The following is a 20843-nucleotide window of genomic DNA, read 5'->3' on the forward strand; positions in this document are numbered from 1 at the left end:
GCGCAGGCCGGGACCCATAGACCGCTAGCTACTTCGGATAGTCAGCATGGGTCCCGGCCTCCGCCGGGACGACGGCGCATCTTCCGATGGTGGGACTCAAACGTGGACGTTTGACAACCCACCCCAGCCATTCCCCGACGCCCGACCCCGTTTTCGGTTAAAATTGTCGGTTCGCGCGCCCAATGCGCGCCTTCGCGCGTCCATGTCGCCCGAATCCCGCTAACTCCCGTCGTCTTGCCCATGCCGAACTGGCTACTGCCTGAGAACATTGCTGACGTCTTGCCCTCCGAAGCGCGCAAGATCGAAGACCTGCGCCGCCTGCTGCTGGATAACTTCCGCCTGTATGGCTACGAGCTGGTGATGCCCCCGATGCTGGAATACGTCGAGTCGCTGCTCGCCGGCGCCGGCGAAGATACCGACCTGCGCACCTTCAAGGTGGTCGACCAGCTGTCCGGTCGCCTGCTCGGCCTGCGCCCGGACATGACCACCCAGGTCGCCCGCATCGACGCCCACCTGCTCAACCGCGCCTCCGTCACCCGCCTGTGCTACGCCGGCAGCGTGCTGCATACTCGCCCGTCGGGTCTGCACGCGACCCGCGAACCGATCCAGATCGGCTGCGAAATGTACGGCCATGCCGGCCTCGAGGCCGACGCCGAGATCCAGGAGATCGCGTTGTCCTCGCTGGCCCTGGCCGGTTTCGGCGAAGTGCGCCTGGACCTGTCGCACGTGGGCGTGCTGCGCGCCATCCTGGCCGAAGACCCCGCCGCCAAGCGCGATGAAGCCCAGTTGCACGTGCTGCTGCGCGGCAAGGACGTGCCGGGCCTCGAAGAAATCACGAGCAAGTACCAGGCCAAGACCCGCGCCGCGCTGCAGGCCCTGCCGCACCTGTACGGCGACGTCGAGGTGCTGGGCAAGGCGCGCGAAGTGCTGCCCGAACTGCCGGGCATTACCCGTGCGCTGGCCGAACTGGCGGCGCTGGCCGGCTCCGCGATCGGCCGCGCCGAAGTCGCGATCGACCTGGCCGACCTGCGCGGCTACCAGTACGAAAGCGGCGCCATGTTCGCGCTGTACGTCAGCGGCCTGCCGAACGCGGTGGCGCGTGGCGGCCGCTACGACCACGTGGGCGAAGCCTTCGGCCGCGCCCGCCCGGCGACCGGCTTCTCGCTCGACCTGCGCGAGCTGGCGCGCCTGCTGCCGTGCGCCGAACGCAAGCATTCTATCCGTGCGCCGTGGGGCAATGCTCCCGAGCTGCGCGAGATAATCGCCGAGCTGCGCAAGGCCGGCGAAGTCGTGATCCAGAGCATGCCGGGTCACGACAATGTTCAGGACGAGTTCGAGTGCGACCGCGCGCTCGTCCTCGACAACGGAAACTGGATTCTCAAAAACCTAGGTTAAGTGTGATGTCAAATCAAAAAGTGGCAAAGAACGTCGTTGTCATCGGTACTCAATGGGGCGATGAAGGCAAGGGTAAGATCGTCGACTGGCTGACCGACCATGCAGCTGGCGTGGTGCGCTTCCAGGGCGGCCACAACGCGGGCCACACGCTCGTCATCAAGGGCCAGAAGACCGCGTTGCAGCTGATCCCGTCGGGCATCATGCGCGAAGGCGTGGCCTGCTACATCGGCAATGGCGTGGTGGTCTCGGTGCCGGACGTGATGCGCGAGATCGACAAGCTGCAGGCAGCCGGCGTCGAAGTGTGCTCGCGCCTGATGATCTCGGAAGCCTCGCCGGCCATCCTGCCGTACCACGTCGCCATCGACGTCGCGCGCGAAGCCGCCCGCGGCGCCAACAAGATCGGCACCACCGGCAAGGGCATCGGCCCGGCCTACGAAGACAAGGTCGCGCGCCGCGCCATCCGCATCGCCGACATGCTCAACGAAGGCCGCTTCGCCGAGAAGCTCAAGGAAAACCTGGAGTACCACAACTTCGTGCTGACCGGCTTCCTCGGTGGCGCCGCGATCGATTTCCAGAAGACCTTCGACGACGCGATGGCCCTCGTGCCGCGCCTGAAGCCGATGGTCGGCGACGTCTCGTCGGCGCTGTACAAGACCTTCAATGCCGGCGGCAACCTGCTGTTCGAAGGCGCCCAGGGTTCCCTGCTGGACGTTGACCACGGCACCTATCCGTTCGTCACCTCGTCGAACTGCGTGGCCGGCAATGCCGCGGCCGGCGCCGGCGTCGGCCCGGGCATGCTGCACTACGTCCTGGGCATCACCAAGGCCTACACCACCCGCGTCGGCTCGGGCCCGTTCCCGGCCGAGCTGCCGACCGACCAGGGCATCGGCGAGCACCTGTCGCGCGTCGGTCACGAGTTCGGCACCGTCACCGGCCGCGCCCGCCGCTGCGGCTGGTTCGACGCCGCGCTGCTGCGCCGCTCGGTCCAGATCAACGGCGTGTCGGGCATGTGCCTGACCAAGCTGGACGTGCTGGATGGCCTGGAAACGCTCAAGCTGTGCACCGGCTACACCATCGACGGCCGCGCCGTGGACATCTTCCCGGTCGGCGCCGAGGAAGCGGCACGCTGCGTGCCGGTGTACGAAGAAATGCCGGGCTGGACCGACAGCACGGTGGGCGCGAAGTCGCTCGCAGAACTGCCGGCCAATGCGCGTGCCTACATCAAGCGCATCGAAGAACTGGTCGGCATCCCGGTCGACATGGTGTCGACCGGCCCGGACCGCGAAGAGACCATCGTCCTGCGCCATCCGTTCGCCGCTGCATAAATCAATAAAAAAAGGGGAAACCTGACATGACCACTGCTGTATCGACCGACAAAGACCTCTGGGTATCGTGGGACGAGTACCACCGCCTGATCGAGCGCCTGGCGCTGCAGGTGTACGAATCGAACTGGAAATTCGACATGGTGCTGTGCCTGGCGCGCGGCGGCGTGCGTCCGGGCGACGTGTTCTCGCGCATCTTCGACGTGCCGCTGGCGATCCTGTCGACCAGCTCCTACCGCGAAGAAGCCGGCACCAAGCAGGGCGACCTCGACATCGCCAAGTACATGACGATGACCAAGGGCCCGCTGAAAGGCCGCATCCTGCTGGTCGATGACCTGGCCGATTCGGGCGTGACGCTGAAGAAGGTCCGCGAGCACCTGAAAGAAAATTTCACCGAAGTCGAAGAAGTGAAATCGGCTGTCGTCTGGGTCAAGGGCTGCTCGGCTATCAAGCCGGACTACTTCCTCGAAGAACTGCCGCACAACCCGTGGATCCACCAGCCCTTCGAAGACTACGACGGCCTGCGCCCGCACCAGCTGGCGGCGTGGCTGAAGAAGTTCGACAAGTAAGACTGAGCGGCTTCAAGAAAGTGGAGTGGGCGACATTGTTGCCTGCTCCTTTTTTATTTCTGGCTGGGCTGCAATGGGTAGGCGATGATGACTACAGTCGGGGCTGGCGCAACCCCGGGGCCTTCGGCAAGGATGTGCCTGGCTTCGAAGACCATCGTTGCGATGATTGCAATGGCGCTTGCGAGTCCCGTTCCAACGATCCACTTGACGAGCCTCTTACTGCAGTCGTCAAGATCGGCCTTGGTCGCGTACTCACTGCGACGCAGAGCTGCCACGTCCGCTTTGATAGCGCTGATATCATCTTCAAGCCGTTGCGTGCTTCCATCCCTCCATCATAGACGGCGAACGGTGCTCCGCAAGACTTCATTTGTCGTCGTCAGGCGGCAATGTTCTCCAGCGTGCGCCAGACCACGGAACACGCTGAAATCCCGATCTAACCTGCGCATATACAGTTTGCAAAGGAGATCGCCATGCCCACTGGATCCAGTCCCAAGCGTGAACGCGAGTACAAGGAAATCGAGCAGAAGTTCGAGAAGGAACACCGCTATCCCGGCCGCGAGAAGGAAGTGGCCGCGCGCATCGTGAACAAACAGCGTGCCGAACACGGCGAAACCAAGTCGTCGAAGTCGAAATAAGCCAAGCTGCGCCGCGGCCCAGCGCCGCCGGCGCGCCTTCATCGGGTCGACCATATCGGTTAATATCGGACAGTTAAGTTTGCTGCCGATATAAGAAATGACCCAAAGCTTTCTCCAGACCTTCATTCTCCTCTTGCTCGTGACCGACCCGTTCGGCAACGTGCCCATCTTCGTCACCGCGCTCAACGCCGTGCCGTCCCGGCGCCGGCCGCGCATCGTGGTGCGCGAGTGCCTGATCGCCTTCCTGTTGCTGCTCGTGTTCATGTTCTTCGGCCGTCACTTCCTGACGGCGCTGAACCTGACCGAAGTCTCGCTGCGCATCGGCGGCAGCGTGATCCTGCTGCTGATCGCGATCCGCATGGTGTTCCCGCATCCCGATGGCGTACTCGGCCGCACCGAAGGCGGCGAGCCCTTCATCGTGCCGCTCGCGATTCCGGCGCTGGCCGGTCCGTCCGCGCTGGCGACGGTGCTGCTGTTCACCTCCAACAGCAAGGAGGAGGTGATGATCCACGTGGCCGCGCTGGCGGCCGTGCTGGCGGTGTGGCTGGTGGTGTTTCTGAGCGCCGACCGCCTGCAGCGCCTGCTCGGCGCCCAGGTGATGACCGCCTTCGAGCGCCTGATGGGGCTGATCCTGACGGCGATGTCGATCGAGATGCTGCTCGGCGGCGTGCGCGCCTTCATCAAAACCTTATAAGCGGTATTGATGAAAACCTCGCTCCACGTACCGCAGGGCGAGCTGGCCGAAGCCGTCATGGGCATCGGCTTCATTTCCACGGTGGACGAGACGTGGCCGCCGGCGCAGCCGCGCCTGAACCGCTTTCCGGCCATGGTCTACTGCGGCCTGACGATGTTCTGCGAAGGCCACGTGGCGCTGCTGGGGGAGGGCGAGGCGCCGCCGCGGCCGATTGGCGACTGGATCATCTCCGGCCCGCGCACCCGGCCCGTCACCTCGGTCACGCTGGCGCCGCTGTGCTGCCTCGAAGTCATTTTCCATCCCGATGCGTTCGCGGCGCTGACCGGCCAGTCACCGGCCGCATTGCAGGACCGCGACGAGCCGGCCGCCGACTGGCTGGCCGATGAATGGCAGGCGTGGCCGCAGGCGCTGCGCGAGCGCGCCGGCGACGAAGCCGCGCAAGCCGCATGGATCGAGGCCTGGCTGGCGCCGCGCTGGAAGGCCGCGCGCGGCCGCTGGAACCGCGGCCTGGGCGACAGCCTGCGCCACATCGCGCGCCGCACCGTGGCCGCGACCGTGCGCACCTTCGATGTCGGCGAGCGCCAGATGCAGCGCCAGTTCCGCGCCCAGGTCGGCCTGACGGCGGCCCAGGCGCGGCGCCTGCAGCGCATGAACGAAGCCGTGTACGCCCTGCGCAGCGGTGGCGCCGACGGCGACTCGCTGGCGGCGCTCGCCGCGGAGCTGGGCTACGCGGACCAGGCGCACATGGCGCGCGAGCTGCGTGCGCTGACCGGCCTGCCGCCATCGCTGCTGAGCGAACGGATCGAATCGGACCCGGACTACTGGCCCTATCGCATGTAGGCGCATGTCGGATTTGTTCAAGCCGCGCACGCCTCGCGCGGTACAGAATCGGGCATGAAATTCACTTTCGTTACCTATGGCACCGATGGCGATACGCGGCCGCTGGTCGCACTCGCCGGTGAGCTGATCGGCCGCGGCCACCAGGTCCACCTGCTTTCCGATATCTCAGGCGCAGCGCTGGCGCGTGCCCATGGCGTTCCGTTCACGGCGCTGGCCGGCAGTATGCGAGACAGCGTGCTGCCCGGCGGCGCGCTGTCGGCGATCATGCAGGACGGCGGCGACTTCGCGCGCATCACCAGGGCTTGCGCGCAGATAGCGAAGGACAACACGGCCGCGTGGATGGCTACCACGCGCGAGGTGGCTCAGGGCAGCGACGTGCTGCTGTTCGCCGGTCTCGCCGCCTTCGTCGGCCTTGCCGTGGCCGAGGAGCTGGACATACCTTGCATCGGCGCGGCGATGTGGCCGATGACGCCGACCCGCGAATTCGCCGCCGCCTTCATGCGGCCGCGCCGCCTGCCCGGCTGGGCCAACCGCATGACGCACCAGCTCTTTACAGCCTTGACCTGGACGCTGTTCCGGCCCGCGGTGAACGCCGCGCGCCGGCAGCTGTTTGGCGCCGCGCCGCGACGCCGCATGTGGCAGGGCTACCCGGTGCTGTACGGCTGCTCGCCCGCGCTGGTCCCGCGCCCGGCTGACTGGCCCGCCAACGTCGAACTGTGCGGCGCCTGGCGCTTGCCGCTGGCGCCCGATTGGCAAGCGCCGGAGGAGTTGGCGCACTTCCTCGCGGCCGGCGCGCCGCCCGTGTATGTCGGCTTCGGCAGCATGGCCGGGTTCGACCGCGCCAAGCTGCTGCGGGCGCTGGTCGACGCCGTGGGGCCGCGCCGCGTACTGTTCTATCCCGGCTGGAGCGGCATCGACCTGTCGCAGCTGCCTCCCAACTTCCACGTGCTGCGGGACACGCCGCACGACTGGCTGTTCCCGCGCACCTCGCTGGTCGTGCATCACGGCGGCGCGGGCACCACGCATGCGGCCGCGCGCGCAGGCGTTCCCTCGGTTGTGGTTCCATTCGCCGGCGACCAGTTCTTTTGGGCCAGCCGGGTGCAGGAAGCGGGGATCGGCAGGGCACGCGGCGCTGCAAGGGTCCTCGACGGGGATGCATTGATGCGGATGATGGAGGCGGCGACCACGCCCTCGGCGCGCCGCAATGCCTGCGCCATGGCCGCGCGCATGCGGCACGAGGACGGCGTGGGGCACGCGGCGGATCGGCTGCTCGGTGGAGCCGCGGCACGATTGCGCTGAACGTCGCGCGCCGAAGCCGGGCGTTAGGCGGCGCAGGAAGAATGTGGACTCAGGCTGTGCGGACGGCGCGCGCCTTCAGCCATTCCTCGCGCGTCATCTGGTAGCGCGCGCACAGCATCTCGTACCAGGTTTCATCGCCAACGTAGCGCATGCCCAGCTTCTCCATCACGTGTGAGGAAGCCTTGTTGGCCGGATCGCAGACGGCGCACAGCAGCGGCACTTCAAGCTCCTCGAACGCGAACGCCGCCATGCGCTGCGCCGCTTCGGACGCGAAGCCCTGGCCCCATTTGTCCTTGCGCAGGCGCCAGCCGGTTTCGTGCGGGTTGCTCGGCTCGCGGCCGAGGTACTGGATGCAGCCGGCGCCGATGATCTCGCCGCTGCTCTTCTCGATGAAGCTCCACCACGAGAAACCGTAGCGCGCCCAGCGTTCCTGGACGCGCTCGATCATCGCCCAGGTGTCGTCCTCGGTGTCCGGCCTGCCCGTGATGTAGCGCATCACATCGGGGTCGCTGTTCATCGCGAACAGGCCATCGAAGTGCGCATCGCACATCGGTTCCAGGCGCAGGCGCGGAGTGTCGAGGATCGTCATGGCGCTGGCTTAGTTGTGGGCGCTGTGCTGCGCCGACAGCTTGCGCATCAGCGGCAGCGCCGCCAGTGCGATCACCGTGCAGATGATCGCTCCCACGCCAAGCTTGTTGAACAGGCTGGTGTAGATCGGCAGGGTTTGCAGCGGATCGGTCAGGTCCTTCGGCACGCTGGCCAGGTTGGCCACCAGGCCGCCCAGGTATTGCGAGATGCCGGTCGAGACGAAGTAGGCGCCCATCATGAAGCCACTCATGCGCTCCGGTACGTAGCGCGCCACCATCGCCAGGCCCAGGCCGGACACCAGCAGTTCACCCAGCGAGTAGAAACCGTAACCCCAGATCATGATCCACGACGAGGTCTTGCCGGCGACCGCGAACTGGCCGGCCACGCCGTAGATGAAGAAGCCGACCGCCACCACCGAGAAGCCGAGCGCGAACTTGGCGGCGATCGACAGGTCCTTGCCGCTGTTGCCGGCCTTGGTGTAGATCCACGCCAGCACCGGCGACAGCACCATGATCCAGATCGCATTCAGTGCCTGGAACTGCGCCGGCGACCAGTCGAACAGGTGCATGCCGAACAGCGAGAAGTCGAGGTTCACGTTACGCAGCGCGAACAGCGACAGCGAGGTCGACATCTGCTGGTAGAAGATGAAGAAGAACACCGTCTGCAAGGTCAGCACCAGCGCCGCGACCAGGCCGGAGCGCTCGCTCGGTTCGCTCTTGCGGATCAGGTGGATGAAGATGCCCAGCACCACGATGCCGGCGAGGTAGACGAAGGCGCGCGCCAGGCTCTGGTATTCCAGGATCACCGCCGACAGGCCGACGGCGACCACGCCGCCGCCGAGCACCATGCCCAGCTTGCCGTAGTCGAGCGGCTGGCGGTCCGGTGGCGAGCCGAGATGGTGGATGGTCTGGCGCATCATCAAGACATTGAACAGGCCGAGGATCAGGCCGACGCTGCACACCGCGAACGCGACGTGCCAGCCGAGTTCATTGCCGTAGGTGGCATTGACGTAGTCCTTGATCCAGGGCGTGGCCAGCATCGAGAAGGTCGAGCCGACGTTCACCGACATGTAGTAGATGGTGAAGGCGCTGTCGATCTTGGAATCGTCGCCTTCGTAATTCTTGCGCACCAGGTTGGCGTTGTTCGGCTTGAACAGGCCGTTGCCGACCACCACCACGCCGAGGGCGGAGAACAGGAACCAGGTGTTTTCGGTGGGAACCGCCATCAGCGCGTAGCCGACGGTCAGGATCATCGCGCCCAGTACGGCGCTGCGCTTGGTGCCGAGCACCTTGTCGCCGATCCAGCCGCCGATGGCCGGTGCGACGTAGATCAGGGCCGCCGCCGCGCTCCACACCAGGTTGGCGCGGCTGTCGTCGAAGCCGAGGCGCTGCACCATGTAGTACACGATCAGCGCTTGCATGCCGTAGTAGCCGAAGCGTTCCCACAGCTCGATCAGCACCAGCGTCATGAACGATCGGGTCTGCGATACAGTCCGCGCTGGCAAGATTTCAGGTTTCATTAGGTCCCCTTGTCAATATCGGGCCGCTTGCCGGTTGTGCCGGTGTCTCCCAGCGGCGATTGTGGGATGCTACGCGACAGAAAGTGAAGATGCAATGCTGAAAGGACCATTGCAGTCCAATCGGTTTGTCTGTCGGGAAACTTTACATGAGGCTATTCTCGCGCGAGTGTTAATTCCCTAACTCTTTGAATAAAAGCATTTTTTTCTTGCTGGCATGGCTCGTGCTTTTAAGCACCAACACCTGCGGTCGACGCTGAACTCGGCCGTAAAACGCATTACCCAAACCCAAGGACAAAAAATGCACAAGCTTTTGCACTTCAAAAAAATGATGGGTGTCGCGCTCTCGCTGGGCGCGCTGATCGGCGCCGCGCACGCCAACGCTTCCATCATCGCCGACAGCACGGTCGTCCCGGCCATCACCTCCGGCGCGCTGCCGGATTCGCCCGGCGCCCGCGTCGATCCGAACGGCCCGGCGGCGATGTACTCAGGCGTGGTGAGCATCAATATCGTCTACAGCGGAAAATCGTTTATTTGCACGGGCGCACTGGTCGGCAAGCGTACTGTTGTGTCGGCGGGGCACTGCGTCGACACGACCGGCAACGGCGACCTGATCGACCTTAGCCAGCAAGGCAATAGCGTGCGTGTCGTTTTCAACAACAGCGCCACGCCCGGCGCCTACACGCTGATCAGCGCGTCGGCGGTGAGCATGAATCCGGACTACCACGGCTTCGGCCACTGCCCGGTCGGCGTGGACAGTTTCTGCGTGAACGATGACGTCTCGGTGATCACGCTGGCCAAGGATGCTCCCGCCAACGCCCAGATCTACGGGATCGCCAACAACGACATGGAGGCCGGCCAGCAAGTCACGATGGTCGGCTACGGCACCTCGGGCAATGGCGTGGACGGTTTTAACGTCGCGCCAAGCTTCTTCACCAAGCGCTCGGGAGGCAATGTGATGGACCTGTTCGACCTGAACGACGAACAGGGCTTCGTGGCCGGGCACAAGGAGGTGTGGTACGCGGACTTCGACGGCAATGGCGTCGATACCTTCTGCACGATGTTCAACGTGTGCACGGCGGCGCTGGGGAACAGCGTGGAGTCTGGCATCGGTGGCGGGGATTCCGGCGGTCCGTCCTTCATCAACCTGAACGGGCAACTGACACTGGCGGCGACCAATACCTTTACTGGTTACTTCGACGGGCAGACGCCGGGGACTTTTGGCACTTACCTCGGCGGCATCGTGCTCGGGACCTACCAGCAGTACCTGATGAACGCGAGCGTAGACGCGCTGACCTTTGTGCCGGAGCCGGGCAGTTTTGCGTTGCTGGGACTGGGCGTCGTGATGCTGCTGCGTGCGCGCCGGCGTGTGGGTTAAGCCAGCGCTAAGACCATGAATACCGTCGTTCCCGCGAACGCGGGAACGACGTTCTTTATTTACTTTTTACTTGGTGCTGGTGGATTATTTGCCGAGCATCGACACGACGTTATCCGCCCCCGGCGCGCCAAACGCCTGCTGCTTCAGCACGTGCAGCTGATCGCGCACCTGCGCTGCCTTCTCGAACTCGAGGTTCTTGGCGTGATCGACCATGAGCTTCTCGAGCCGCTTGATCTCCTTGCTGATCTGCTTTTCGCTCATCGCCTCGACCTTCGCGGTCTCTTCCGACGCGCTCTCCAGCCGCTGCTTGGCCGCAGCCGCGCTGTAGACGCCGTCGATCATTTCCTTGATCTTCTTCTGCACACCCTTCGGCGTGATCCCGTTCGCCTCGTTGAACGCGATCTGCTTGGCGCGCCGGCGCTCGGTCTCGTCGATCGCGCGCTTCATCGAATCCGTGATCCGGTCAGCGTACAGGATCGCGACACCGTTCAGGTTACGCGCCGCGCGGCCCACGGTCTGGATCAGCGAGCGCTCCGAACGCAGGAAGCCTTCCTTGTCCGCGTCCAGCACCGCGACCAGCGACACCTCCGGCAGGTCCAGGCCCTCGCGCAGCAGGTTGATGCCGACCAGGACGTGGAAGGTGCCAAGGCGCAGGTCACGCAGGATCTCCACGCGCTCCACGGTGTCGATATCGCTGTGCAGGTAGCGCACCTTGATGCCGTGGTCCGAGAGGTACTCGGTCAGCTGCTCGGCCATGCGCTTGGTCAGCGTGGTGACCAGCACGCGCTCGTCCTTGGCGATGCGGTCGTGGATCTCGCTCATCAGGTCGTCGACCTGCGACAGGGCAGGGCGCACGATGATCTGCGGGTCCACCAGGCCGGTCGGACGCACCACCTGCTCGACCACGTTGTCGGCGTGCTCGTTCTCGTAATCGGCCGGCGTGGCCGACACGAACACGGTCTGCCGCATCTTGCTCTCGAACTCCTGGAACTTGAGCGGCCGGTTGTCCAGCGCCGACGGCAGGCGGAAGCCGTAGTCGACCAGGTTCACCTTGCGCGAACGGTCGCCGTTGTACATCGCATTGAGCTGGCCGACCAGCACGTGCGACTCGTCCATGAACATCAGCGCGTCTTTCGGCAGGTAGTCCACCAGCGTCGGCGGCGGCTCGCCCGGCATCGATCCGGACAGGTGGCGCGAATAGTTCTCGATGCCCTTGGTGAAGCCGACTTCGGCCAGCATCTCCAGGTCGAAGCGCGTGCGCTGTTCGAGGCGCTGCGCTTCCAGCAGCTTGCCTTCCTGGTTGAAGAATTCGAGGCGGTCGCGCAGCTCGGCCTTGATCGAATCCACCGCGCGCAGCACGGTCGCACGCGCCGTCACGTAGTGCGAACCGGGGTACACGGTGAAGCGCGGGATCTTCTGCTTCACGCGGCCGGTGAGCGGGTCGAACAGCTGCAGCGATTCGATTTCGTCGTCGAACATCTCGACGCGGATCGCGAGCTCCGCGTGCTCCGCCGGGAAGATGTCGATGGTGTCGCCGCGCACGCGGAAGGTGCCGCGGCCGAAGTCCATCTCGTTGCGCGTGTACTGCATCTGGATCAGGCGCGCGATCACGTCGCGCTGCGCCACCTTGTCCTTGGCGCGCAGCGTCAGGATCATCTTGTGGTACTCGTTCGGGTTGCCGATACCGTAGATCGCGGACACGGTGGCGACGATGACCACGTCCCGCCGCTCCATCAGCGACTTGGTGCACGACAGGCGCATCTGTTCGATGTGCTCGTTGATCGACGAGTCCTTTTCGATGAACAGGTCGCGCTGCGGTACGTAGGCTTCCGGCTGGTAGTAGTCGTAGTAGCTGACGAAGTACTCGACCGCGTTCTCGGGGAAGAATTCGCGGAACTCCGCATACAGCTGGGCCGCCAGCGTCTTGTTCGGCGCGAATACGATCGCGGGCCGGCCGCAACGCGCGATCACATTGGCCATCGTGTAGGTCTTGCCGGAGCCGGTCACGCCCAGCAGGGTCTGGTACATCAGGCCGTCGTCGATGCCCTCGACCAGGCCTGCGATCGCGGTCGGCTGGTCGCCCGCCGGTTCGAAAGGCTGGTGCAGTTTGAACGGCGAGTTGGGGAAGGTGAGGACGTTCGGAGCCGGTGCGTTTGCAACAGATAAATCAGCCTTGCCTGTCATGCTTTCAGACCTTTGCTAGAATGGTAGTCCGCCTGCGGCACTGCAACACGCAGGAGCTGCTGTCTATACAACCGCTGCGAACCCGACCAAGTTTAACACGATGACTTCCTCCGCCTCTGCCAGCCTTTTCAGCGCCATCGATATGGCGCCGCGCGACCCGATCCTGGGTATCACCGAAGCCTTTAATGCCGACACCAACCCCGCCAAGATCAACCTCGGCGTGGGCGTTTATTATGACGACAATGGCAAAGTGCCGCTGCTGGAATGCGTGCAAAAGGCGGAAGCCAAATTGATGGAACAGCAATCGCCGCGCACCTATCTGCCGATCGAAGGCCTGGCGCAGTACGATAAAGCTGTTCAGGAGCTGGTATTTGGTGCCGACAGCCCGGTAATTCAAGAGAAGCGTGCGATCACCGTACAGGCGCTCGGCGGTACCGGCGCGCTGAAACTCGGCGCCGACTTCCTCAAGCGTTTCTCGCCGAATTCGGAAGTCTTCATCAGCGACCCGAGCTGGGAGAATCACCGCGCGCTGTTCGAAAGCGCCGGCTTCGTTGTCAACAACTACAGCTACTACGACCCGGCCACCCACGGCGTCAATTTCGAGGGCATGATCGCATCGCTGAAATCGATGCCGGCCGGCTCGATCGTCGTGCTGCACGCCTGCTGCCATAACCCGACCGGCGCCGACCTGACCCAAGCGCAATGGGGCTCGGTGATCGATGCCGTGCGCTCGAACAACTTGGTCCCCTTCCTCGACATGGCTTACCAGGGCTTCGGCTCCGGCCTGGCCGAAGACGGCGCGGTGGTCAAGCGTTTCGTCGAAGCCGGCGGCCCGCTGCTGGTGTCGAACTCGTTCTCGAAGTCGTTTTCGTTGTACGGCGAGCGCGTCGGCGCACTGTCGGTGGTGGCATCGAGCGCGGAAGAGGCAGCCCGCCTGCTGTCGCAGCTGAAACGCGTGGTGCGTACCAACTACTCGAACCCGCCGGTCCATGGCGGCAAGGTCGTCGCCACCGTGCTGGCCACGCCGGAACTGCGCCAGCTGTGGGAAGCCGAGCTGGCCCAGATGCGCGTGCGCATCAAGCAGATGCGCGACGAGCTGGTCGCCAAGCTGAAGGCCAAGGCGCCGTCGCACGACTTCGATTTCGTGCGCGAGCAAGTCGGCATGTTCTCGTATTCGGGCCTGACCAAGGAACAAGTCGGCAAGCTGCGCGAAGAGTCGATCTACGCCGTGGACACCGGCCGCATCTGCGTGGCCGCGCTGAACTCGAAGAATATCGACCGGGTCGTTGACGTCATCGCCAAAGTGCTCTAAACTCTTGGCTCTTCCGGTTCGGCAAGTGTTGTTCCGGAAGATTTGATCCCTGATAGCTCAGTCGGTAGAGCGACGGACTGTTAATCCGCAGGTCCCTGGTTCGAGTCCAGGTCGGGGAGCCAGAATTCTTGCCCGCAAGGGCGCGCGCGGCAGGCAAGCTTGCCGTGCACACCGGTGCAAGCCGGATATAATGTAACAAACAATTCCCTGATAGCTCAGTCGGTAGAGCGACGGACTGTTAATCCGCAGGTCCCTGGTTCGAGTCCAGGTCGGGGAGCCAAATTTAGAAAAGCCCAGCCGGAACCGGTTGGGCTTTTTGCTTTGGAACGGAGCGCGATATGGCGAAGAAGAAAGAAGAACTCGATGAGGAAACCCTGGCGCTGATCCAGTGGTGCATCGAGGTGGAAGGCTGGCTGGTCAAGGGCGGGGCGACGCAGAGAGAGGCACAGGATCATATCGAAGAGCAGGTGGAGTGGTTCACGGACCTGTTCTATGACGGTCTCACTCCGGAAGAAGCCGCGAAGGAAGCGCTCGCCTGACGCTTGTTTGAAGCCTCGCAATTTTGTGCGGGGCTTTGGTTTATATGGCGGTCGAAGCTGAAGTTTGACCTTTTCGTTACCGCAGTGGCCAGAACCAAACTTCGCTGGAGTGCCAATAACATCCGGTGTCAGTTCCATCGATTTCGTTCCCGCAACGCAGATACATGCCCCAGCGATCTTGCGCAACGATGGCAATATGCCCTTGTCGGTTGGCGTCGCCGTAAATGCTGAAGAACGACACGATGCCGTGGCGTGAGCCTACTGCAGTCTCAGCTTGCGACCCGCTTAAAAATTTTTCCGGCTGACCTAGAAAATGGACCAGCCTTTGGCTCAACGCACGTTGCTTCGTCTCGACTGCGCGCCCCTTGTATTTGCCTGCTTTGATTGGCCAGTTGCCCGGGTTTGGATAGCCAGCACCGAGCGATGCAAGACTGAGCCGGATCGCGCAGGTATTCTCAAAATTCGGATTTTTAACGTTCTCCGGATAGGCAATCCACTGAAACAGCTCATCTCGTGTAACGCTTTGGATGTCGGGAAAATGCATCCTTAGCAAATTGTAGGGCACCTTCATGGCTTCCTCGGTCTATCCGCACAGGGAAACTTTGCTCGCCAGATCTCAGCAATCAGAGTGGCTGCGTTTTGTCTGAGTTTGGTGTCGGGCATGCGCGCGAGACTCTGGCGTGCATCTGCTTCAAGTTCATCGGGATTAGGCTTGTATTCACCCCAGCACCATTCCTTTCCCTCAGTGGCGTCGCGCACTGCCTGAATGTAGCCATGCACGAATTCGCCGTTTACCAACTGACGAAAATCGGCTGCAATGGTTCGACTGGAAAATTTGCTGTGGGGTGTCCAGTGAACCGTTTTGGGATCGACGGGTCCAGTCAGTTGTAGCAACTGCGTACCCGTGACGGACGCAGGCGTGCTGAGAGACTTCGCTGAGCAGTGTAGTGCCGCCGTGAGCACAGCGAAGAAAAGAATGTGTTGCGGTTGCGGCTTGCGCAGCAAAAGTTTCATCGTGCGTGGGATACTCTTCAGAGACGAGTAGTTTTGCAGATGAACGTTATTAAACGATTGGGCTGCCGCAAGCGCGATGCATTTATTTGGACTCGGGGCAGAGCAAAGGAAATGGGGGGGCCGCGTGCGCGGGAACGACGGTAACTATTCTGCAAACGATTGCAGTAGAGAGATCGCCGTGCCCGGCACTGTCGAGCCCGATTTTACGCGAACGCGGAACCCCCATTTTGCGTAAACAGCCGGTTACGCCGACATCACCGTGTTGTAAAGCTTGCCCCCAACCGTCACGTTCTTCAGCGCCAGGTCTTTCACGTTGTAGAGATAGAACGGCTGCTCCGCATTCGCCGGCATGCCGAAATCGCAATCGCTGATCGTCACATTGGTCACCGGCAGCACGGTCGGGCGCGGCGCCGGGCCGTTGTAGTCGGACGCGACCGCGCCCAGGATCACGATGGCCTGGTAGCACGACACCTTCTTGCCGCCCTTGGTCACATTGCCCACCTTGACGTTCGAAATCTGCACGTTGTCGACGATCGGCGGACGGGTGCGTACCGTGTCCGCACGCGGCGTGTAGTCGCAGTCGAAAGTGACGACCGCGCCCGCAGCAGTGGCCACCGTCTTCGACGCGATCGGCGAACCAGGCAGCGATGCGTAGAACGAGGGCGAGGTCTGCACGCCATTCGGAATCGAGATGTTCCGCACGTAGAAATTGCGCAGGAAGCCGCCGCGGTTCATATTGGTCTTCAGGCGGATCGCCGTGTTCAGCGGATTGGTCGCCCAGTTCACGTTCTGGAACACGTTGTCCTGCGCGTACACGTTCTCGATACCGCCCGCCATCTCGCTGCCCAGCGTGACGCCGCCGTGGCCGCTCTGCATGGTGCACTTCTGGATCACGACATTGCGTGTCGGGCCGTATTGCGTGTCGAGGTTCTTGCCGGCCTTGATCGCGATGCAGTCGTCGCCGGTGTTGAAGGTGCAGCCTTCCACCAGCACGGTGTCGCAGGCTTCCGGATCGAAGCCGTCGCTGTTCGGGCCCAGGCTGTTCGCGTGCACGTTGCGGATCGCGATGTTCTTGCAGGCGACCGGATGATGCTGCCAGAACGGCGACTGGTTCACCTGGTAGCCCTGCAGCAGCACATTGGTGCACTCGATCAGCTGGATCATCGGCGGGCGCAGGTAGTGGCCCAGGCCGAACACGCGCTTCTCCAGCGGCACGCCGGCTTCCGACAGGGCCGGCAAATAAGCGTCATCGGCGCGCCATTTGTCGCCTTCGCCCTGGATCAGCAGGCGCTGCGCCTCACTCAGCTTCGGCGCCACTTCCGCCAGCGATGTTGCGTTCAGCGGGTTCGGCGCGGTCTGCGACGGTTTGCCGTGCTTGTAGTTGGGCGAACTGCCTTGCGCGACCGAGTTGATGGTGTTGACCTTACCCTTGTAGGTCCACCAGCAGTCGTTGCTGCCTTCGAAGGGCACACCGCCCTGGCCGTCGAGGATCGCGGTCCAGTCGTCGGCGGTGAGGGCGATGTTGTTTTGGCCGATCGCGTACACCATCGACGAGTAGTTGAGGCAGTCATTGCTCTGCCAGCGCGAGACGACCAGATTGCCGTTCTCGCCGCATTTGTGGTCGCCATACTTGGCGAAGTCCGCCGGGTTGTTGCTGAAGTAGACGTGCGCGCCCGCCTTCAGGTGCACGTTCACGTTCGACAGCAGCACGATCGGCCCGGCGCAGTACCAGTCGCCGGCCGGGATCACGACGCGGCCGCCGCCCGCCTTGTGGCAGGCCGCAATCGCCACGGCGAATGCCGGGTAGCAGTCCTTCGAGCCCGGCGCGGGCTTCTTCATCGCGTCCTGTTCCTCGAACGAGATCCAGCCCTTCACGTCCACCAGCTTGCAGTGCTCGGCGCCGTATTTGGTGACGTCGAAGTCGACCTTCGGGAACTTGACGTGGTTGGCCAGCTTGTTGGCGATGGACTGCGCTTCCTTCCATGGATCGGCAGGCGCCAGCGCGGCGCGCGCGGCTTGCGGGCCGGCTGCGAGGACGACGCCGGTGGCGGATGCCGCGCGCATGAAGCTGCGGCGGCGTTGGTTGATATTTGCTTTCATGTGGTTCTCTTACTCGTTGCTGTTGTTGTATTCGGCGAGGTAGATCTCGGCCGGGGAAGGACGCGGCCCTGCGCCCAGCACGGTGGCCGGGTCCCAGCCGACTGCCGTGAGGTTGTTCCACCAGTCGTCCGAGTCGTACTGCGCCGGACGATAGGAGATGGCGCCGTGGCTGTTCCAGTCGGCCCAGGGATTGCTGCGCACGATGTGGCTGCCGATGCGCGAGTTCATCACGACCATCTTGCCGACGGTCTCCAGCGTGAATTTGCGGATAGTGCCGTTCGGCGCCTTGAACACGTCGACGTCGCCGATGCGGCAGCTGTAGCTCTCGATCGCCATCTCGCCATAGGGCGTGCAGCGCTCGTTGTGGAACCACTGGCGCGCCAGGTAGAACTTGCCTTCCTTGGTATCGCTGGTGAAGCGGCAGCCGTTGAACACCATGCCGTAGCGCGCGAAGCGGCTGGTGTTCGGTGCGCCGACGTAGGATGCGGAGCGGCCGCCCAGCTGCTTGATGTCGCAGTTGTTGAAGTAGGCGATGCTGTCGCCGAAGATGAAGTCGACGTCGCCTTCGATGTAGGACTTGTTGAAGAAGCTGCGCACCGTGCTGGCGTCGTCGATCGCGTTGAAGTACAGCGTATCCTGGCGGCCCAGCAGGCGAACGTTCTCGAACTGCGCCTTGTCGGCGCCATCGACGCGCAGGGCCAGCGCCTGGTGGCCCACGCCGGGCTTCACCGGCTGACCGTTCGCCACGCGATTGAACTCGTTCTCGAAGGTGATGCCGCGCGCCTGGAAGCCGTCGTTCTTCACCCAGACGACCTGCGTGCCGAAGGTGCCGATGGCGTCGGCTTTCGCCTTGACCGAGTCGTACATCGCGCGGATCGCGGCATCGCTGTGTGCGAACTGGGCGCCGAAGCGCTGCGCGTACTCCGGCCCGGTCACCGACGCGTCGAGGTTGGCGCCAATGCGCGTGGTGGCCGGGTCCTCGCCGAACAGCGTGATCGGCGCGCTGGCAGGCGGAACGTAGACCAGCTCGTGGTAGCTGCCAGGCTTGACCTCGATGTAGATGCGCTTGCTTTGCTTCGCGTGCGCCAGCGCCGCGCTGACCGCGTCCTGCACGCGCGTGAAACTGCGCTTGCCATCGGCGCGCGCGTGCTGGTCGACGATGAAGTCTGGCGTGAACTTTGCGCCCTTGGCCAGCGGATCGGCCAGCGGATCCCACGGGTCCACGCGCTCGGCGCCGAAGGGGCCGACCCACTTCATCACCTCGCGGTAGTCGTAGGCCTTGGCCTGCTCGGCGGTGAGCTGCGGCCGCGTGTTTTTCACCGGCTCGGCCGGGAAGGGCAAGAAGCGCTGGCTGCAATCAACCGCCTGTGCGCCGGCCGCGTTGATGGCGCCGTCCAGCTGGGCAAACTCCATCTCCGGCTTGACCGGCTGGGCGAACACCACGTCGCGGAAGCTGGCGCGCAGCGGATGTTTGTCGTCGTAGCCCTGCAGCAGGATGCGGCCCGGCGTGACGCTATGCACGCGCTCGAACTTCACGTCGGCGTAGTCGGGAACCAGCTGCCCCGGCGTGGCCTGCTCGTAGTGGGTGAAGATGTCGATCGGGCGCGTGGTGCCGCGCAGGCAGACGTCGCGGAACACGGTGCTGTCGACGGTGCCGCCGCGCGTGTCGTTGCTCTTGATGCGCAGGCCCGAGGTGGTGCCGTCCATCGACAGGTCGTCGACCAGGATGCGGTGCACGCCGCCATTGGTCTCGCTGCCGATCGACATGCCGTGGCCGGTGTAGAAGTGGTTGTGCACCACCGAGATGTTTTCGGCCGGCCCGCTGCCGTTGGCCTTGATCGCCACGTTGTCGTCGCCGGTGCTGATCCAGCTGCGCGTGATGGTCACGTTGCGCGTGGAGATCGGGTCGATGCCGTCGGTGTTGCGGGCGTCGTGTGGGGTGTTGATCTTCACGCCCCAGGCGGTGAAGCCGTCGCTGTTGTAGATGGTGACGTGGAAGTTCGGCGAGTTCTTCAGCGTGATGCGGTACAGCGTGAAGTCCTGCGCTTTCGACACTTCGATCAGGCGCGGCACGTTTTGGCGCGAGTTCTCCTTCTGCGCGCGGCGTGCGATCTGCCACCACGATTCGGTCTTGCCGTCGATGAGATGGCCGCCCTGGCCGTCGATGACGCCGTCGCCCATCACGCCGCTGCCGCGCGCGTTCTCGACAAAGATCAGCGGACGGCAGCCGCGGCCCTTCTGGTCGTTGGTGCCGCAGGTGCCGGCGCCGCGGTCGAACAGGGCCGGGTTGGTGCTGGCGTACAGGATGGCGCCGCCGTCCACCACCAGGGTCACGCCGCTCTTCAAGGTCAGCGGGCCGGAGACGAAGTTGTGGCGCTCGTTGTTCGGCGCCAGATGCACCGAGCGACCGGGTGCGCACTTGTCGATCGCGGCCTGGATGCGGGCGGCGTCATCGCGGCCGCCGACGGTATCGTCCGCGCTTGGCAGCAGGACCGCGCAGGCCGGCGGCACCACCGGTTCGCTGACGCTGCGGGTGTCCTGCGCGTGCGCGGCGCCGCTGGCCAGCGCTGCGGCGAGCAGGGTCAGGCGAAACTTCATTTTGCCTCCGGCTTCAGATAGGGCGCGATCGCGGGCACGGCGGCCTTCAGCTCCCTGGCCGCGATCCCCGAGAACAGATGCGCGCCTTTCGCGCCCACGTGAGTGCGGTCGAAGGCGCTCTTCTTCTCGGTGACGATCTCGATCTTGTTGACGTCCGACTGCACCTTGTCCAGCTTCGCCGGCGGCGGTTCGACGGCCAGCGTGTCCGCTTCCTGCTGGCCCATGGCCTGCACGACGTCATAGGTTTCGGTGTTCATGTCCAGCACCGGCACGTGCTCGCGCGCGCCGACCTTGCGGATCGCGTCGGCCCAAGGCGCCAGGTTGTTTTCGAGGTTCGGACCGATGAAAGTCCGGCGCGTCAGTGGCGTGAACAGCACCGGCGTGCCGCCCGCGGCGCGCACTTCGGACGCGTAGCGCGCCATATTGGCCGGGAACTGGGTGACCAGATCGGTGGCATTGCGCTTGCCCGGCTGGTCGTTGTGGCCGAAGCCGACCAGCACATAGCTGGCGCTGTAGTTGCCGCCGTCCTTTAGCAGCTGGATCACTTTATCCCAGCGGCCCTCGGCGCGGAAGCTGCTGGAGCTGCGGCCATTCGCGGCCAGATTGATGCAGGTGACCGCGGGCGTGAAGCGGGCGCACAGGGCGTCGCCGTAGCCGTTGTTGGGGGCGACGGTCGAGTCGCCGACGAGGATCACGCGGATCGGCGCCTGCATTGCGGCGTGCGCCATCGCCGGCAATACGCAAGCAAGGGCCGCGAGCCGGAACAGGGGATTTTTCATTTGTGTTTGAAGAGGGTTTGGCGAGCGGGACGATGTGGCCCCCGCCCGAAGTGCGGCGGGGGCCACGAGTGACTTACGCTT

At 64.0% G+C, this 20843-nt stretch carries 19 protein-coding genes, 2 tRNA genes and 1 pseudogene; 14 read left to right on the forward strand and 8 right to left on the reverse strand.

Going from position 1 to position 20843, the window contains the following annotated elements:
- Nucleotides 1-240: 240 nt before the first annotated feature.
- From NX778_RS00100 to NX778_RS00135, 8 genes are all read left to right on the forward strand, one after another.
- On the forward strand, nucleotides 241-1395 hold the full coding sequence (locus NX778_RS00100) for an ATP phosphoribosyltransferase regulatory subunit (RefSeq protein WP_258809661.1): 1155 nt from the start codon (nucleotides 241-243) through the stop codon (nucleotides 1393-1395).
- A 5-nt stretch (nucleotides 1396-1400) separates the two neighbouring features.
- The gene (locus NX778_RS00105) at nucleotides 1401-2720 is read left to right on the forward strand and encodes an adenylosuccinate synthase (protein ID WP_258809662.1); all 1320 of its coding nucleotides are present in this window, start codon (nucleotides 1401-1403) and stop codon (nucleotides 2718-2720) included.
- Nucleotides 2721-2746: 26 nt separating this feature from the next.
- Nucleotides 2747-3286, forward strand: coding sequence for a phosphoribosyltransferase (locus NX778_RS00110; RefSeq protein ID WP_258809663.1), 540 nt, complete (start codon nucleotides 2747-2749; stop codon nucleotides 3284-3286).
- The gene (locus tag NX778_RS00115; RefSeq protein ID WP_258809664.1) at nucleotides 3262-3624 is read left to right on the forward strand and encodes a hypothetical protein; all 363 of its coding nucleotides are present in this window, start codon (nucleotides 3262-3264) and stop codon (nucleotides 3622-3624) included. The genes NX778_RS00110 and NX778_RS00115 overlap by 25 nt, the downstream gene beginning before the upstream one ends.
- A 132-nt stretch (nucleotides 3625-3756) precedes the next feature.
- On the forward strand, nucleotides 3757-3921 hold the full coding sequence (locus NX778_RS00120; protein ID WP_258809665.1) for a hypothetical protein: 165 nt from the start codon (nucleotides 3757-3759) through the stop codon (nucleotides 3919-3921).
- Between the two features lie 97 nt (nucleotides 3922-4018).
- A complete protein-coding gene (locus tag NX778_RS00125) occupies nucleotides 4019-4615 on the forward strand; it encodes a MarC family protein (RefSeq protein WP_258809666.1) in 597 nt (198 codons plus the stop codon).
- A 9-nt stretch (nucleotides 4616-4624) separates the two neighbouring features.
- Nucleotides 4625-5455, forward strand: coding sequence for a helix-turn-helix domain-containing protein (locus NX778_RS00130; RefSeq protein WP_258809667.1), 831 nt, complete (start codon nucleotides 4625-4627; stop codon nucleotides 5453-5455).
- 54 nt (nucleotides 5456-5509) lie between these two features.
- Complete coding sequence (locus NX778_RS00135; protein WP_258809668.1) at nucleotides 5510-6754, forward strand: glycosyltransferase; 1245 nt, start codon at nucleotides 5510-5512, stop codon at nucleotides 6752-6754.
- Between the two features lie 49 nt (nucleotides 6755-6803).
- On the opposite strand, the gene NX778_RS00140 is transcribed toward NX778_RS00135, so the two are convergent.
- On the reverse strand, nucleotides 6804-7343 hold the full coding sequence (locus NX778_RS00140) for a GNAT family N-acetyltransferase (RefSeq protein WP_258809669.1): 540 nt from the start codon (nucleotides 7341-7343) through the stop codon (nucleotides 6804-6806).
- Nucleotides 7344-7352: 9 nt separating this feature from the next.
- Entirely contained in the window at nucleotides 7353-8861 is a 1509-nt protein-coding gene (locus tag NX778_RS00145; RefSeq protein WP_258809670.1) for a peptide MFS transporter, read from the reverse strand.
- Between the two features lie 298 nt (nucleotides 8862-9159).
- On the opposite strand from NX778_RS00145, the gene NX778_RS00150 reads away from it, so the two are divergent.
- Complete coding sequence (locus tag NX778_RS00150) at nucleotides 9160-10236, forward strand: trypsin-like serine protease (RefSeq protein ID WP_258809671.1); 1077 nt, start codon at nucleotides 9160-9162, stop codon at nucleotides 10234-10236.
- A gap of 84 nt (nucleotides 10237-10320) precedes the next feature.
- Here NX778_RS00150 and uvrB read toward each other — a convergent pair whose 3' ends face one another.
- Nucleotides 10321-12420 (reverse strand): excinuclease ABC subunit UvrB, encoded by a 2100-nt coding sequence (gene uvrB, locus NX778_RS00155; RefSeq protein ID WP_258809672.1) that lies wholly within the window; start codon nucleotides 12418-12420, stop codon nucleotides 10321-10323.
- Nucleotides 12421-12468: 48 nt separating this feature from the next.
- On the opposite strand from uvrB, the pseudogene NX778_RS24630 reads away from it, so the two are divergent.
- The 5 genes and pseudogenes from NX778_RS24630 to NX778_RS00175 all read left to right on the forward strand — a co-directional run.
- Nucleotides 12469-12516 (forward strand): annotated as a pseudogene (locus NX778_RS24630) ((2Fe-2S)-binding protein); the annotation flags it as partial.
- Nucleotides 12517-12520: 4 nt separating this feature from the next.
- Nucleotides 12521-13732 (forward strand): amino acid aminotransferase, encoded by a 1212-nt coding sequence (locus tag NX778_RS00160; RefSeq protein ID WP_258809673.1) that lies wholly within the window; start codon nucleotides 12521-12523, stop codon nucleotides 13730-13732.
- Nucleotides 13733-13778: 46 nt separating this feature from the next.
- Nucleotides 13779-13854: transfer RNA gene (locus tag NX778_RS00165), tRNA-Asn, on the forward strand.
- Nucleotides 13855-13936: 82 nt separating this feature from the next.
- Nucleotides 13937-14012: transfer RNA gene (locus NX778_RS00170), tRNA-Asn, on the forward strand.
- A 58-nt stretch (nucleotides 14013-14070) separates the two neighbouring features.
- Nucleotides 14071-14271 carry a hypothetical protein gene (locus NX778_RS00175; protein WP_258809674.1) on the forward strand — a complete coding sequence of 67 codons (201 nt, stop codon included), beginning with the start codon at nucleotides 14071-14073 and terminating at the stop codon, nucleotides 14269-14271.
- A gap of 76 nt (nucleotides 14272-14347) precedes the next feature.
- Here the strand turns inward: NX778_RS00175 and NX778_RS00180 are convergent, their stop codons facing one another.
- The 5 genes from NX778_RS00180 to NX778_RS00200 form a co-directional block, all read right to left on the reverse strand.
- Nucleotides 14348-14842, reverse strand: a complete 495-nt coding sequence (locus NX778_RS00180) for a T6SS effector amidase Tae4 family protein (protein ID WP_258809675.1) — start codon at nucleotides 14840-14842, stop codon at nucleotides 14348-14350.
- A complete protein-coding gene (locus NX778_RS00185; protein ID WP_258809676.1) occupies nucleotides 14839-15285 on the reverse strand; it encodes a Rap1a/Tai family immunity protein in 447 nt (148 codons plus the stop codon). The genes NX778_RS00180 and NX778_RS00185 overlap by 4 nt, the downstream gene beginning before the upstream one ends.
- A 243-nt stretch (nucleotides 15286-15528) precedes the next feature.
- Nucleotides 15529-17385 (reverse strand): glycoside hydrolase family 28 protein, encoded by a 1857-nt coding sequence (locus NX778_RS00190; protein WP_258809677.1) that lies wholly within the window; start codon nucleotides 17383-17385, stop codon nucleotides 15529-15531.
- A 9-nt stretch (nucleotides 17386-17394) separates the two neighbouring features.
- Nucleotides 17395-19983, reverse strand: coding sequence for a pectinesterase family protein (locus NX778_RS00195; RefSeq protein ID WP_258809678.1), 2589 nt, complete (start codon nucleotides 19981-19983; stop codon nucleotides 17395-17397).
- The gene (locus NX778_RS00200) at nucleotides 19980-20762 is read right to left on the reverse strand and encodes a rhamnogalacturonan acetylesterase (protein ID WP_258809679.1); all 783 of its coding nucleotides are present in this window, start codon (nucleotides 20760-20762) and stop codon (nucleotides 19980-19982) included. The genes NX778_RS00195 and NX778_RS00200 overlap by 4 nt, the downstream gene beginning before the upstream one ends.
- Nucleotides 20763-20843 lie beyond the last annotated feature (81 nt).

Source organism: Massilia terrae, assembly GCF_024753145.1.
Lineage (GTDB): Bacteria > Pseudomonadota > Gammaproteobacteria > Burkholderiales > Burkholderiaceae_D > Telluria > Telluria terrae.